12 protein-coding genes are annotated in these 13,476 nt (G+C 54.0%); 9 read left to right on the top strand and 3 right to left on the bottom strand.

What is annotated here, in order from left to right; all coding sequences use genetic code 11:
* Nucleotides 1-612 precede the first annotated feature (612 nt).
* The 4 genes from N5923_RS07490 to glnB all read left to right on the top strand — a co-directional run bounded on the left by N5923_RS07490 (nt 613) and on the right by glnB (nt 4,577).
* Nucleotides 613-1,995 carry a sensor histidine kinase gene (locus N5923_RS07490; RefSeq protein ID WP_407704412.1) on the top strand — a complete coding sequence of 461 codons (1,383 nt, stop codon included), beginning with the start codon at nt 613-615 and terminating at the stop codon, nt 1,993-1,995.
* A gap of 4 nt (nt 1,996-1,999) precedes the next feature.
* Nucleotides 2,000-2,770: a two-component system QseEF-associated lipoprotein QseG gene (gene qseG / locus N5923_RS07485; protein WP_267143252.1), complete on the top strand. Its 771-nt coding sequence runs from the start codon at nt 2,000-2,002 to the stop codon at nt 2,768-2,770.
* A complete protein-coding gene (glrR, locus tag N5923_RS07480) occupies nt 2,767-4,104 on the top strand; it encodes a two-component system response regulator GlrR (RefSeq protein WP_407704407.1) in 1,338 nt (445 codons plus the stop codon). Before qseG ends, glrR begins: the two co-directional genes overlap by 4 nt.
* A gap of 134 nt (nt 4,105-4,238) precedes the next feature.
* The gene (gene glnB / locus N5923_RS07475) at nt 4,239-4,577 is read left to right on the top strand and encodes a nitrogen regulatory protein P-II (RefSeq protein ID WP_017803161.1); all 339 of its coding nucleotides are present in this window, start codon (nt 4,239-4,241) and stop codon (nt 4,575-4,577) included.
* Between the two features lie 71 nt (nt 4,578-4,648).
* On the opposite strand, the gene hmpA is transcribed toward glnB, so the two are convergent.
* Nucleotides 4,649-5,833, bottom strand: a complete 1,185-nt coding sequence (hmpA, locus tag N5923_RS07470; protein WP_267143253.1) for an NO-inducible flavohemoprotein — start codon at nt 5,831-5,833, stop codon at nt 4,649-4,651.
* A 345-nt stretch (nt 5,834-6,178) separates the two neighbouring features.
* Between hmpA and glyA the strand changes: the two genes are divergently transcribed.
* Both glyA and N5923_RS07460 read left to right on the top strand, forming a co-directional pair.
* Nucleotides 6,179-7,432: a serine hydroxymethyltransferase gene (glyA, locus tag N5923_RS07465; RefSeq protein WP_267143255.1), complete on the top strand. Its 1,254-nt coding sequence runs from the start codon at nt 6,179-6,181 to the stop codon at nt 7,430-7,432.
* A 92-nt stretch (nt 7,433-7,524) separates the two neighbouring features.
* Nucleotides 7,525-8,682 (top strand): 3-phenylpropionate MFS transporter, encoded by a 1,158-nt coding sequence (locus N5923_RS07460; protein WP_267143256.1) that lies wholly within the window; start codon nt 7,525-7,527, stop codon nt 8,680-8,682.
* Here N5923_RS07460 and csiE read toward each other — a convergent pair.
* A complete protein-coding gene (gene csiE, locus N5923_RS07455) occupies nt 8,668-9,936 on the bottom strand; it encodes a stationary phase inducible protein CsiE (protein ID WP_407704411.1) in 1,269 nt (422 codons plus the stop codon). The two genes, N5923_RS07460 and csiE, sit on opposite strands and share 15 nt — an antisense overlap.
* A gap of 138 nt (nt 9,937-10,074) precedes the next feature.
* Here csiE and N5923_RS07450 point away from each other — a divergent pair, with 138 nt between their 5' ends.
* A complete protein-coding gene (locus tag N5923_RS07450) occupies nt 10,075-10,725 on the top strand; it encodes a DUF1007 family protein (RefSeq protein ID WP_407704410.1) in 651 nt (216 codons plus the stop codon).
* The gene (locus N5923_RS07445; RefSeq protein ID WP_267143259.1) at nt 10,716-11,714 is read left to right on the top strand and encodes a nickel/cobalt transporter; all 999 of its coding nucleotides are present in this window, start codon (nt 10,716-10,718) and stop codon (nt 11,712-11,714) included. The genes N5923_RS07450 and N5923_RS07445 overlap by 10 nt, the downstream gene beginning before the upstream one ends.
* Before the next feature lie 38 nt (nt 11,715-11,752).
* On the opposite strand, the gene suhB is transcribed toward N5923_RS07445, so the two are convergent.
* The gene (suhB, locus tag N5923_RS07440) at nt 11,753-12,556 is read right to left on the bottom strand and encodes an inositol-1-monophosphatase (protein ID WP_267143260.1); all 804 of its coding nucleotides are present in this window, start codon (nt 12,554-12,556) and stop codon (nt 11,753-11,755) included.
* 120 nt (nt 12,557-12,676) lie between these two features.
* Between suhB and trmJ the strand changes: the two genes are divergently transcribed.
* On the top strand, nt 12,677-13,405 hold the full coding sequence (trmJ, locus tag N5923_RS07435; RefSeq protein WP_267143261.1) for a tRNA (cytosine(32)/uridine(32)-2'-O)-methyltransferase TrmJ: 729 nt from the start codon (nt 12,677-12,679) through the stop codon (nt 13,403-13,405).
* Nucleotides 13,406-13,476: the final 71 nt, after the last annotated feature.

The following is a 13,476-nucleotide window of genomic DNA, read 5'->3' as shown; positions in this document are numbered from 1 at the left end:
CGGTTTTCAGCTGAGCAGAGCAGGTGTTGCAAATCTACGACAAACACGGTCGGATGCTGTCTCTAAAAGGAGACATTTAACTCTTTGATTTTGCAGTGTGTCTGCGAAAATTCTTAATGGTGTTACTTTTCAGCGACACTCTGGCAGACCAGCCGGTAAAATTTAGCGGCAATGCAGAAGACCCGGAATTATATATTGGTTTATAATCAATATGTTATTGTTTTTATTTAAACCTGGCACGTTGATTGCATTATTCTACTCAGTGGCTCATTCACCCTGTTATGACAGCCCTGCGCAAGCGGACAAGCGCTTCATAAAACTTCGAATGACGCACAATACGGTGCCTGCCGTCCACCAAACCGATAACAGTTCACTTGTGACTTTATCAAGCTTCGGACGCAACGTTGAGTTAGGCACCACCTTTTCAGTTCCGTTGATTTTATGTCAGCGAACTAAAAACGGCAGATTCCCTGAATCTGCCGTTTTTCTTTTCTGTGCGTACGCTTTCCTCCTGCCTCACACTCAGCTAGCATCAACAGCAGATTTTGCACAGGAATCAACTTTGTGAATAAATGGCGTCTCTTTCCGCGTTCGCTGCGGCAACTGGTTTTGATGGCTTTTTTGCTGGTGCTGCTGCCGTTGCTGGTACTGGCGTGGCAGGCGTGGGAGAGTCTGGCGGCGCTGAGTGAACGCGCCGCTGATACTAACCGCACCACCCTGACCGATGTGCGACGCAGCGAAGCGATGGCGCGTACCGCGCTGGAGCTTGAGCGCAGCTATCGTCAATACTGCGTGCTGGATGATCCGATGCTGGCGCGTCTGTATCAGACCCAGCACAGCCGCTATTCGCAGATGCTTGATGCGCATGCGCCGGTGCTGCCCGACATTCGTTATTATCGCAGTCTGCGTCAGTTTCTTACTCAGCTTTCCCAGCTACACTGCCAGAACAGCAACCCGGTCAAAGCGGCGGCGGATAATCTTGAGGGCTTCTCCAATGCGAATGGCCAGATGGTACAGGCCACGCGTGAAGTGGTGTTTTCCCGAGGTCTGCAATTACAGCGTGAAATCGCCGATCGCGGACAGTATTTTGGCTGGCAGGCGCTGATTTTATTTCTCATCACCCTCGGTTTAGTGCTGCTGTTTACCCGCATGATTATCGGTCCGGTGAAAGGGGTTGAGCGCATGATTAACCGGCTCGGGGAAGGGCGGCCGCTGGGCAACAGCGTACTGTTTAAAGGCCCGCGCGAGATCCGCTCCCTCGGGCAGCGTATTATCTGGCTCAGCGAGCGTCTGGCATGGCTGGAGTCGCAGCGGCATGAATTTTTACGCCATATTTCGCATGAATTAAAAACGCCGCTTGCCAGTATGCGTGAGGGTACCGAATTGCTGGCCGATCAGGTCGCCGGGCCGCTAACGGCCGATCAGCAGGAAGTGGTCAGCATTCTCGATCAGAGCAGCCGCCATCTGCAAAAGCTGATTGAACAACTGCTGGATTACAACCGTAAACTGGCAGATGGCCCGACGGAACTGGAATCGGTGGCGCTGGATCAGATCGTTGAGATCGTGGTTTCCTCACACAGTCTTACCGCACGCGCTAAGCTGATCCACACCGAGATCGATCTGCAGGTCACACAGTGCCATGCCGAGCCGACGCTGCTGATGCGTGTCATCGATAATCTCTACTCGAACGCGGTGCACTACGGCAGCGAATCCGGTAAGATCTGGCTGCGCAGCCACCAGCAGGGGCAGCGTATTTTTATTGATGTGGCGAATACCGGCACCCCGATCCCGCCGGAAGAGCAGGCGATGATTTTCGAGCCCTTTTTCCAGGGCAGCCTGCAACGCAAAGGGGCGGTAAAAGGCAGTGGTCTGGGACTGAGTATTGCCAAAGATTGTATACGGCGAATGCAGGGTGATCTTCACCTGGTGGCGGCAGACGATGATGCAGATGTCTGCTTCCGTATCGAAATGAATTTAAACGCCGGGAAAGAGTAAACCAATGAAATTCCATTTTTTTTCTGCCGTGACTTTGCGTCCTTTTGGCAGGATCTCCGCCATGCTTTTCCCGCTGTTCATGGCAGCATGCGCGCAGCCGTCGCACCAGACACAACACAACAGTAAAAATAACGTGGTGCTGGAGCCGGAGATCAAAATCGTCGATTACCTGTCGGTAAGCTGCGAGCGTGTCTGGCAGATCGAAGACGAAGAGAGCATGAAAAATCCCCTCTACTGGATGCGGGCGATGGATTGCGGCACTCGCCTGTCTCCCGCCGAAGCGCGTGCCGAAGCGCGGCAATGGCCCGCCGGCAACTGGCAAAATACCTTTAAACAGGGCGTATTGCTGAATAACGGCAATGTGACACCGGTAGAGCGCCGTCAGTATATGGTGCGGCTGGACAGCTTCAGCGTCGATTATCCGCTGTCAATCCGCCCGCTGTTGCAGTTATGGCGCGATAACCAAGCGGCGCAACTGCAACTGTCGGCAGATCGCGGTCGCTACGCGCAACTGCAGCAAACCTCTGACAACCAGCTGGATGAGCTACGGCATAATCAGCGCAAACTGATGCGTGAACTGGCGGATACCCGGCGTAAACTGGAATCGCTGACCGATATTGAGCGCCAGTTATCATCGCGTAAATCAGCTGATGTTTCTGATAATTCCCACAGTTCCGATAAGAGTGATACCACGCCAGCAGTTGAGGCGGATGATACCTATGTGCCGTCTGCCCCGGATAAAGCCCAGAACGCCACGGAGAGCGGCAACCCATGATACAACGCAAGTCAGCCCGATTACTGCTGGTGGATGATGATCCCAGCCTGTTGAAGTTGCTCGGCATGCGCCTGAGTAGTGAAGGGTTTCAGGTCACCACCGCCGCCAGCGGCCCGGAGGCGTTGCGCCAGTTAGCCCGCGAAAAAGTGGAGCTGGTGATCAGCGACCTGCGCATGGATGAGATGGACGGCCTGGCACTGTTCAGTGAAATTCAGAAGCTGCATCCGGGAATGCCGGTGATTATCCTGACAGCGCATGGTTCGATTCCGGAGGCGGTATCGGCGACGCAGCAGGGCGTATTCAGTTTTCTCACCAAGCCAGTCGATCGCGATGCACTGTATAAAGCAATCGATGAAGCGCTGGCGCACAGCGCACCGGCCACTGACGAAGCATGGAGTGACAGCATCGTTACCCGCAGTCCGCTAATGCTGCGGCTGCTGGAGCAGGCGCGGATGGTGGCGCAATCGGATGTCAGCGTGCTGATTAATGGCCAGAGCGGCACCGGCAAAGAGGTGCTGGCGCAGGCGATTCACGCCGCCAGTCCGCGTGCAGGCAAAGGGTTTATTGCCATCAACTGTGGTGCGTTGCCGGAGCAGTTACTGGAGTCGGAACTGTTTGGTCATGCCAAAGGCGCTTTTACCGGCGCGGTCAGTGCGCGTGAAGGACTGTTTCAGGCGGCAGAAGGTGGTACGCTGTTTTTAGACGAGATTGGCGATATGCCCCAGGCATTGCAGGTGAAACTGCTGCGTGTGTTGCAGGAGCGCAAAGTGCGTCCGCTGGGCAGTAATCGCGATCTGGATATTAATGTGCGAATTATCTCCGCCACACATCGTGATTTGCCGAAAGCGATGGAGAAAAAAGAGTTTCGCGAAGACCTTTTCTATCGCCTGAACGTGGTGAATCTGCGCATTCCGGCGCTGCATGAGCGCGCGGAAGATATTCCACTGCTGGCTAATCATCTGCTGCGTCAAACCGCCGATCGCCATAAACCGCAGGTACGCAGTTTTTCCACCGATGCGATGAAGCGTTTACTTGCTGCCAGCTGGCCTGGCAATGTGCGACAGCTGGTCAACGTGATTGAGCAGTGCGTGGCGCTGACCTCTTCGCCGGTGATTAGCGAAGCGCTGGTCGAACAGGCGCTGGAGGGCGAAAACACCGCGTTACCGACCTTTGTCGAGGCGCGCAATCAGTTTGAGCTGAACTATTTGCGTAAATTATTGCAAATGACCAAAGGCAATGTCACTAACGCTGCGCGTCTTGCCGGACGTAATCGCACCGAGTTCTATAAGCTGCTGTCGCGCCACGAGCTGGATGCTGGCGATTTTAAAGAGTAGTTTTTAGTGCCGCTTCGCTGCGGAGTTATGTTAGTTTAGCCAGCGAACAGAGACAGGCCGCATACGGTATCTGTCCGCAGCACATATACTGAATGTAACCCGTCCGGCCACGGAGGGAGAAAAAAGGGTCTGCCATGAAAAAGATTGATGCGATTATCAAACCGTTCAAACTCGATGACGTGCGTGAGGCACTGGCCGAAGTTGGCATTACCGGGATGACGGTAACGGAAGTAAAAGGCTTTGGTCGTCAGAAAGGTCATACCGAACTGTATCGCGGTGCGGAATATATGGTCGATTTCCTGCCAAAAGTGAAAATTGAAATTGTGGTCGCCGACGATATTGTCGATACCTGCGTTGAAACCATTATGCGCACGGCGCAAACCGGTAAAATTGGCGACGGCAAAATCTTTGTGTTTGATGTGGCGCGCGTGGTACGTATCCGTACCGGCGAAGAGGATGAAGAGGCGATTTAATGCCTTGTTCCTCCTTCCCCCATTTTGTGGGGGAAGGGCGGGATGGGGGAACAAACGACGCTGCTTCCCCCTTAAACCACTTTATGCGGACCAAATACTTCGTAATGAATATGGTCTGTTGCGACGCCTGCATCCATCAGCTGTTGTACTGCAAACTGCATAAACCCCAGCGGTCCACACAGGTAATACTGCATCTCTGCGCTGCCCAGCGGCGCCCCTGCTGAAGCCATATCCATTAATCCGGCATTCTGATAACGGCCTGTGTCCTGCGCGGCGGGTTGTTGGTACCAGATATGACTGTAGAACGCCGGTAGCTGCGCGCCCAGCGCCTTAACTTCATCGCTGAAGGCATGCACCTCACCATTTTGCGCGGCATGTAACCAGTTTACCGGCGCGGAATGGCGTTGATTTGTCAGGCTATGTAACATTGCCAGCATTGGTGTCTGACCCACACCGGCTGAAATCAGCGTTACCGGGGTATCCGCGCTGATATCGATAAAGAAATCACCGGCCGGTACCGCCAGCTGCAGTTGATCACCGACTTTGGCCTGCTGATGCAGCCAGCCAGACACCGTACCCTGCGCTTCACGTTTTACCGCAATACGATAGTTGCGACCATTTGGCGCCCGCGTCAGCGAGTACTGACGAATTTCCTGATTATCAAAGCTGGCATCATTCAGCGTCACGCCGAGATACTGTCCGGCCAGATAATCTGCGACCGGTTGACCATCCAGCGGGCTTAACTCAAAGCTCTTAATGATACTGCTCTCGACGCGAATTTCGCTGATGCGAAAGGCACGGGTGCCACGCCAGCCACCGATTTGTTGCCTGGCTTGCTGGTAGATCGCCTCTTCGCGCTGAATAAACACGTTCGCCAGCACGCCATATGCTTTGCCCCAGGCCTCCAGCACCTCCTCTCCCGGACTCAGTAACTCATCAATTGTTGCCAGCAGATGCTGACCAACAATCTGATACTGATATGGCTGAATGTTCAGGCTGGTGTGTTTCTGCGCGATACGTTCCACCGCCGGCAAAATCGCCGCCAGGTTTTCAATATTGCTCGCATAGGCGCAGATGGCATTAAACAGCGCTTCACGCTGATCGCCGTTGCGCTGATTATTCATATTGAACACATCTTTCAGCTCAGGATTATGCGCCAGCATGCGGTCATAGAAGTGGGCGGTAAGCGCCGGGCCGGTAGCGGCAATAGCGGGAATGGTCGATTTAATAGTGGCGATGGTCTGGCTATCAAGCATGGTGTAGCTCCTCACAAAACACGATTTTTAAAAGATGTATTTTAAATGCATCTTATAGCGAAGCGCTAAGGGTTGTAAATAACCGTGAGTTAAAAAGGGTTTTTCAATAGCTTGTGGCAGAGGTGGCGATCGTGAAAAAAATGCATCTGCTGATGAAGAACTATCCAGAAGGAAAAGCTTGCAAAAACTGTAAGAAACCCTTGCCAGTGGCGGAGCCAATCGTTTGCGTAAAAAGCTGGCTTTGCCGCTATCCATCACCCGGTAAAACAGTTTAAACTGTTGGCCTTCGCCCTACAGGGCCATTCACTGCCGTTTTTATAAAGTTAGCTGAGTCAGGAGATCCGGATGTTAAAGCGTGATATGAACATTGCCGATTATGATGCCGAGTTGTGGCAGGCGATGGAGCAAGAGAAAGTGCGTCAGGAAGAGCACATTGAGCTGATTGCTTCTGAAAACTACACCAGCCCGCGTGTTATGCAGGCGCAAGGTTCACAGCTGACTAACAAATACGCTGAAGGGTATCCGGGCAAACGCTATTACGGCGGCTGCGAATATGTTGATATCGTTGAGCAACTGGCTATCGACCGCGCAAAAGCGCTGTTTGGCGCCGATTACGCTAACGTGCAACCGCACTCAGGTTCACAGGCTAACTTTGCGGTTTACACCGCGCTGCTGCAGCCGGGCGATACCATTCTGGGTATGAACCTGGCGCACGGTGGTCACCTGACTCACGGCTCTCCGGTCAACCTCTCCGGTAAGCTGTACAACGTGGTGCCTTACGGCATCGACGAAACCGGACAGATTGATTATAACGACCTGGCGGAACAGGCGCAGAAACATAAACCGAAAATGATTATCGGTGGTTTCTCGGCCTATTCCGGTATCTGCGACTGGGCAAAAATGCGTGAAATCGCTGACAGCATCGGTGCTTATCTGTTTGTGGATATGGCGCACGTTGCGGGTCTGATCGCGGCTGACGTTTATCCTAACCCGATTCCACATGCGCATATCGTCACCACCACCACGCACAAAACGCTGGCAGGCCCACGTGGCGGTCTGATTCTGGCGAAAGGCGGCGACGAAGATCTGTATAAGAAACTGAACTCTGCCGTCTTCCCAGGTGGCCAGGGCGGCCCGCTGATGCATGTGATCGCCGGTAAAGCGGTGGCGCTGAAAGAAGCGATGGAACCTGAGTTCAAGGTTTATCAGCAGCAGGTGGCTAAAAACGCTAAAGCGATGGTCGAAGTGTTCCTTGATCGCGGCTACAAAGTGGTTTCTGGCGGTACGCACAACCACCTGTTCCTGCTGGATCTGGTTGATAAAAACCTGACCGGTAAAGAAGCGGACGCAGCGCTGGGCCGTGCCAATATCACGGTGAATAAAAACAGCGTGCCTGACGATCCGAAGAGCCCGTTTGTGACTTCCGGTATCCGTATCGGTTCACCGGCGGTGACCCGTCGCGGCTTTAAAGAAGCTGAAGTCCGTCAGCTGGCTGGCTGGATTGTTGATATCCTCGACAATATCAATGACGAAGGCAATATCGAACGCGTGAAACAGCAAGTGCTGGAAATCTGCGCGCGCTTCCCGGTATACGCTTAAGTTTGTCTGTGCCAGGCAGGCCCTCTGCCTGGCATAAAATTGCTTCTTGATCCCTTCTCTGCCAAAGTATCGCCCTCATTGTCGGAGGGAATATGGCAATCCGTTCTGCGTACTGGCTGGGTCTGGCTTACTTCACTTACTTCTTTGCTTATGGCGTTTATCTGCCGTTCTGGGCCGTCTGGCTAAAAGATACCGGGCTTGATGCCGGCAAAATTGGCTTGCTGCTCGGCGCCGGCATGATCGCGCGTTTTGTCGGTAGTTTACTGATCGCCTCTCAGGTCAAAAATCCTGCTCAACTGATCACCGCTCTGCGTCTGTTAGCCCTGATGACCGCGCTGTTTGTGCTCGGCTTCTGGTTCAGCCATCAGTGGCTGTGGCTGCTGCTGGTGATGATTGGCTTCAACCTGTTTTTCTCGCCGTTAGTGCCTCTCAGTGATGCGCTGGCCGCTACCTGGCAACGCCAGATTGCGCTGGTGTATGGTCCGGTGCGCCTGTGGGGCTCGCTGGCGTTTGTTGTCAGTTCCGCCCTGACCGGTGTGCTGGTCAGCGCCTGGTCGGTGCAGGCAATTCTGTTACTGTTGGGCGCCGGTGTCGTCACGCTGTTTATCGGCATGATGCTGCGCCCGGCGGTAATGCCACATGGTGAGCTTAAAAAGGAGCAGCACGCGGGCTGGCAGGTGTGGTGCACGCTGTTGCGCGAGAACGCCGTCTGGCGCTTCTTACTCTGCGTCACCCTGCTGCAGGGAGCCCATGCCGCCTATTACGGCTTTAGCGCTATCTGGTGGCAGGATGCGGGCTATTCCGCCAGCACTGTCGGTTATTTGTGGTCGCTGGGTGTGGTGGCGGAAATCATCGTGTTTGCTTCCAGCGGGCGTCTGTTCCGCCGCTGGGGCGCACGGGATCTGCTGCTGCTTTCCGGCGTCTGTGCGCTGGTTCGTTGGGGGCTGCTGGGCGCCACTACGGCGCTGCCATGGCTGGTCGTGGCGCAGATTTTACACTGTGGCAGTTTCACCATCTGTCATCTGGCGGCAATGCGTTTTATCGCCGCACGCGAAGGCGGCGAAGTGATTCGTCTGCAGGCAGTTTACTCGGCGCTGGCGATGGGCGGTGGCATTGCGATTATGACGATGGTTTGCGGCCTGCTGTTTCCGTACCTGCAGGGCAAACTGTTCTGGGTGATGGCGCTGGTGGCGCTTCCGGCTCTGTTTTTGCGGCCTGGCGTGGCGGCGAAATCCTCAGGCCTCAAGTAGCGTGCGAATACGTCGCTGCTGTTTCTCACTCAGGGGTAATTCTGCGTGGATCAGTGGCGGCGAATAGAGTGGCAGTGGGGTAGCGTAAGGCGTAATCACCAGCGCGGTATCTTTTGGTGCGCCATCGCGCTGATACTGATACATATCCAGATATTTGATATTCAGCGGCAGCAGCGTTATTTCGCGCAGTTGCAGTTCGATTTCCTGCTCCAGCAGCTCGTTGTTACCGGTCAGCAGTAGCACCTGTTTCTCCTGCATCGCACTCTCCTGCATCAGCCAGGCGCCAAATATAATCGCAATCAGTCCGGACTCTTGCGGCGAAAAACTGACGCCATAATGGCTTTCCAGAGGCGCGATGGCGCTGCGCGTAGTGCGTAGCAGGCGTGGATAGAGCCGAGTAACTTCTTCTGTCAGGCTGCTATCAATGCCAATCGAGAAATGGCTGCGATCCAGTGCCTGTGCCAGATGGGTGTACAGCTGGCCGGTAAGCCCTTCCTCATCATTAAAATGCATGCCAGACAGGGTCTGAAAACGCTGGATCAGTAGCTGCACGGATTGCAGCAGATGGCGTTCATTTTCATGCTCAATAGTGTCGACATCTGGCGCATGGATAATGCTGAACAGCAGGGCGTAAAAATCGATTTCGTTAGGGTGCGGCGCAGATTTACAGCGTTTTTGCCAGTGACGAATCACCTCTTCAGCTGCCAGCCGTTCAGCTTTGCTTGCCAGCCACTGCTGCTGGGCAGGCGTGAAGTCAGTATAACTGTGCTGGCAGAGCGAAAACTGCATAAACAGCTGCAACAGCTGCCGATCGCGCACGGTAAAACTGCGGTTCAGCCGTATGCCGCAATGCTGAATCAGCGCCTGCAGGTTCTTCTCGTCATACACCGCCTTTTCGATCTGGCAGGCGCGCAACCATTGCCGGATGGCCGGGGCAAATTGCTGTTCGACAAAATCAGGTGACAGCCGCAATGCGCGGCGCAGCCAGTGTAGCAGGCAGAGTCGGAGGTCCAGTTCAGCGCCATGCAGCCGCAAACTGCCATCCGGGTGAGCGTGAATATCCAGCTGATGGTAACGCTGGATTTCTTCACCAACCTCCGCTATATCTTGCCGGACTAAATGCTGATCCACACCATTTAACAGACTCAGGGAATCCAGGGTGACGGCAGAATCAGGCAGATAAAGCGTTAAAAGCAGATGGCAACGACGCTGAGAACTGGAGAACAGAGGTGCTGTTAGTGGCCCATCACTCATCATTCACTATTCCAGTAGGTCATAACAGAGCTAAGAATAGTCAACAAACGTGACATTAACTGGCCAGTCACCGTTTTTTGTTCAGACGTTGTAAGCGGGTCACAGAATTTTTTCTCAGGAAGGCAGATGAAGCGAAATTTGTTACATTATAACACTGTGCTGTACCGGAACCTTGGTTTTATGATGGTCCTGATTTCGCCGCTGGCTGCGGCGCATCCACACAGCTTTATTTCACTGCAAACCACGCTGGTCAGCCAGCAGCCCGGCATGCTGAATGGTCTGCATATGGTGTGGAAGATGGATGAAATTACCTCGTCGGATCTGCTGTACGACGCCGGGGATGCGAAGCCTGATTCCGTGGTGTGGAAAAAGCTGGCGGCGGAAGTGATGGCCAACGTACTGGGTCAGCACTATTTCAGCGAATTCTGGCATAACGGCCAGCGGGTGAAGTTTGATAATTTGCCGACCGAATACCATCTTGCGCGTCAAGGGCATCAGGCGGTATTAACCTTTGTCCTGCCGCTGGCTGAACCGCAACCTTTAACCGGACAGACGTATACTTTTATGACTTTTGATCCCACTTACTTTGTCGATATGTTTTACGATGATGAGAAGTCGCTGCAACTGCCGAAAACGTTGCAAAATCAATGTAAAATCAACCTGAAAACGCCGAAGCCGGATGCCTCAATGCAGGCCTATGCGCTGTCGCTGGATAAAGCCGATGCGCCAGCGGAAGAGATGGATCTTGGCCGACAGTTTGCCCAGACGGTGACGCTGGTATGTCAGTAAGCATTGCCAGTACGAAGCCCACGCGCCGCTGGCTGAGCGCCACGCCGCTGCTGCTGTCTGCCTTGTTGCTGGTGGGCGCCGGATTCTGGCTGTGGCAGCAATGGCCGCAGCTGTTATTGCAGAGCGTGCTGTGGCAGAAAGCCCTGCACCAGCAGATGACCGCCTTATTGCAACAGGTGGAACTCAATCCACATCAGGCCGGGCTGACCCTGCTTGGCTTCAGCGTTATCTACGGCATTCTGCATGCCGCAGGTCCCGGCCACGGCAAGGTGGTGATCGCCACTTTTCTCGCCACCCATCCGACGAAAGTAAAAACCAGTCTGCAACTCACGCTGGCGGCTGCGGTGGTACAAGGGCTGATGGCAATTGTGCTGGTAACAGTATTGCTGGTGGTGCTGAAACTGTCATCGCGTCAGCTGCATCTCAGCAGTTACTGGCTGGAGAAGGGCAGTTATCTGGTGGTAATGGCGCTGGGAGCCTGGCTCTGTCTGCGTGCGTTGCGTCAGTTATGGCGCCTGCTGCGTCCGGTAACCCTGACGACGATCACCGCAATCCGTGCGGCTGATCATCTTCATCATTCGCATTGCGGTTGTGGTCATCAGCATGTGCCTGATAACGCCCGGCTGGCGCAGGTGGTGGGCTGGAAAACAAAAATGGTTGTGGTGCTGTCGATGGGGTTACGGCCTTGCTCTGGCGCGCTGATGATGCTGCTGTTTGCGAAAGTCATTGGGGTTTATTTTTGGGGGGTATTGTCGGCGATTGCGATGGCGCTGGGTACTGCGCTGACCGTCTCGGCGATGGCGCTGCTGGTTCAGACCTCAAGGGCGCTGGCGAGCAGATTAAGTCGTACGACCACACCTTCAGGCTGGCAAAAAGTGGCGGTGCAGAGTATTGGCTTACTGGGCGGTGTGCTGCTGATTATTGCCGGGGTGATGCTGTGGCAGAGCGCGCAGCCAGCAATCTCGGGCGGGATCAGGCGTATTCTGTAAGCAGACGGGCCGGTTTCATCCGGCCCGTACGAAGCAGATTAACGCTTCAGTGCTTCACTCAGTTCGTCGCGCATAGTCGCCAGCATGGCTTTCACCACACGTGGGTTACCGGCAACAATATTACCTGAAGTGAGATAGTTGTGGCCGCCAACAAAGTCGGTCACCAGGCCACCGGCTTCACGTACCAGCAGTTCACCGGCCGCGAAATCCCATGGCTTCAGGCCAATCTCAAAGTAACCATCAACACGGCCGGCCGCAACGTAAGCCAGATCCAGCGCAGCTGAACCGGTACGACGGAAGTCCGCGCACTGGGAGAACAGTTTGCCAACGATATTGATGTAAGGCGTCGCATGCTGTTTCAGTTTGAACGGGAAGCCGGTAGCCAGAATGGTGCCTTCCAGATCGCGGGAAGTGCTGCCACGCAGACGATAGCCATTCAGCTGAGCGCCCTGACCGCGCACAGCGCTGAACAATTCATTACGCATTGGATCGTAAACCACGGCAACTTCGGTACGGCCTTTAATGCGTACGGCGATAGAAACAGCGAAGTGTGGTAAACGTTTGATGAAGTTGGTGGTGCCATCCAGAGGATCGATAACCCATTGCACATCCTGATCTTCACCCGCCAGTTCACCACTCTCTTCAGTAATAATGGTGTGTTGCGGATAAGATTTGCGAATCACCTCAATAATCAGGCGTTCAGCGTCGCGGTCAACATTGGTTACGAAGTCGTTGCTGCCTTTCTGGCTCGCTTCAACTGCGTCCGGGGTTTCATAGTTTTTGGTAATTAAATTTCCGGCCTTGCGCGCAGCGCGCACGGCGATGTTGAGCATCGGATGCATCAGTATCTCTCACTGGATGTTAAAGAACGGGAAAACGGCGCGGAGTATAGCAGGGAGTTCGGAAAATGTCCTGCATTTATGTTAGCATCACGCAATAATCTCACAGACCCCTGAATCTCTATGCTACAGAATATTCGTATCGTGCTGGTTGAAACCTCTCACACCGGCAACATGGGCTCCGTCGCACGCGCGATGAAAACCATGGGCCTGACCAACCTTTATCTGGTTAATCCGCTGGTAAAACCTGATTCGCAGGCCATTGCTCTCGCCGCTGGTGCCAGCGATGTGATTGGCGATGCTAAAATTGTCGACACTTTTGATGAAGCGATTGCCGGTTGTCGTCTGGTGGTTGGCACCAGCGCGCGTTCACGCTCGCTGCCATGGCCGATGCTGGATCCGCGCGAATGCGGGATCAAAAGCGTGCAGGAAGGGCAGCAGGCGCCGGTGGCGCTGGTGTTCGGTCGCGAACGCGTCGGCTTAACCAACGAAGAGCTGCAAAAATGTCACTATCATGTGGCGATCGCTGCAAACCCGGAATACAGCTCGCTGAATCTGGCGATGGCGGTACAGATTATCGCTTATGAAGTGCGGATGGCATTTTTACAATCGCAGGAACAGCCACAACCGGAGTTTACCGAATCCCCTTATCCGCTGGTCGACGACCTCGAACGTCTTTATCAGCATATGGAGCAGTTAATGGTGTCCAGTGGCTTTATTCGTGAAGCCAATCCAGGCCAGGTAATGAGCAAAATGCGCCGTCTTTATACCCGCGCGCGGCCGGAAAGAGACGAGCTGAATATCCTGCGCGGCATGTTCTCGTCGCTGGAGAAAATTAGGGGTGAAAAATAACACCTTAATTCGTAAGGAGTTTGTCAGGCTGCATGGCATTTTTCCGATAAGAATAATACTTGAGTGTTTTA

Source organism: Winslowiella arboricola (genome assembly GCF_025527015.1).
GTDB classification, from domain to species: domain Bacteria; phylum Pseudomonadota; class Gammaproteobacteria; order Enterobacterales; family Enterobacteriaceae; genus Erwinia; species Erwinia arboricola.
The sequence above is the reverse complement of the archived record's forward strand: the minus strand, read 5'-3'. Positions and strand labels throughout refer to the sequence as shown.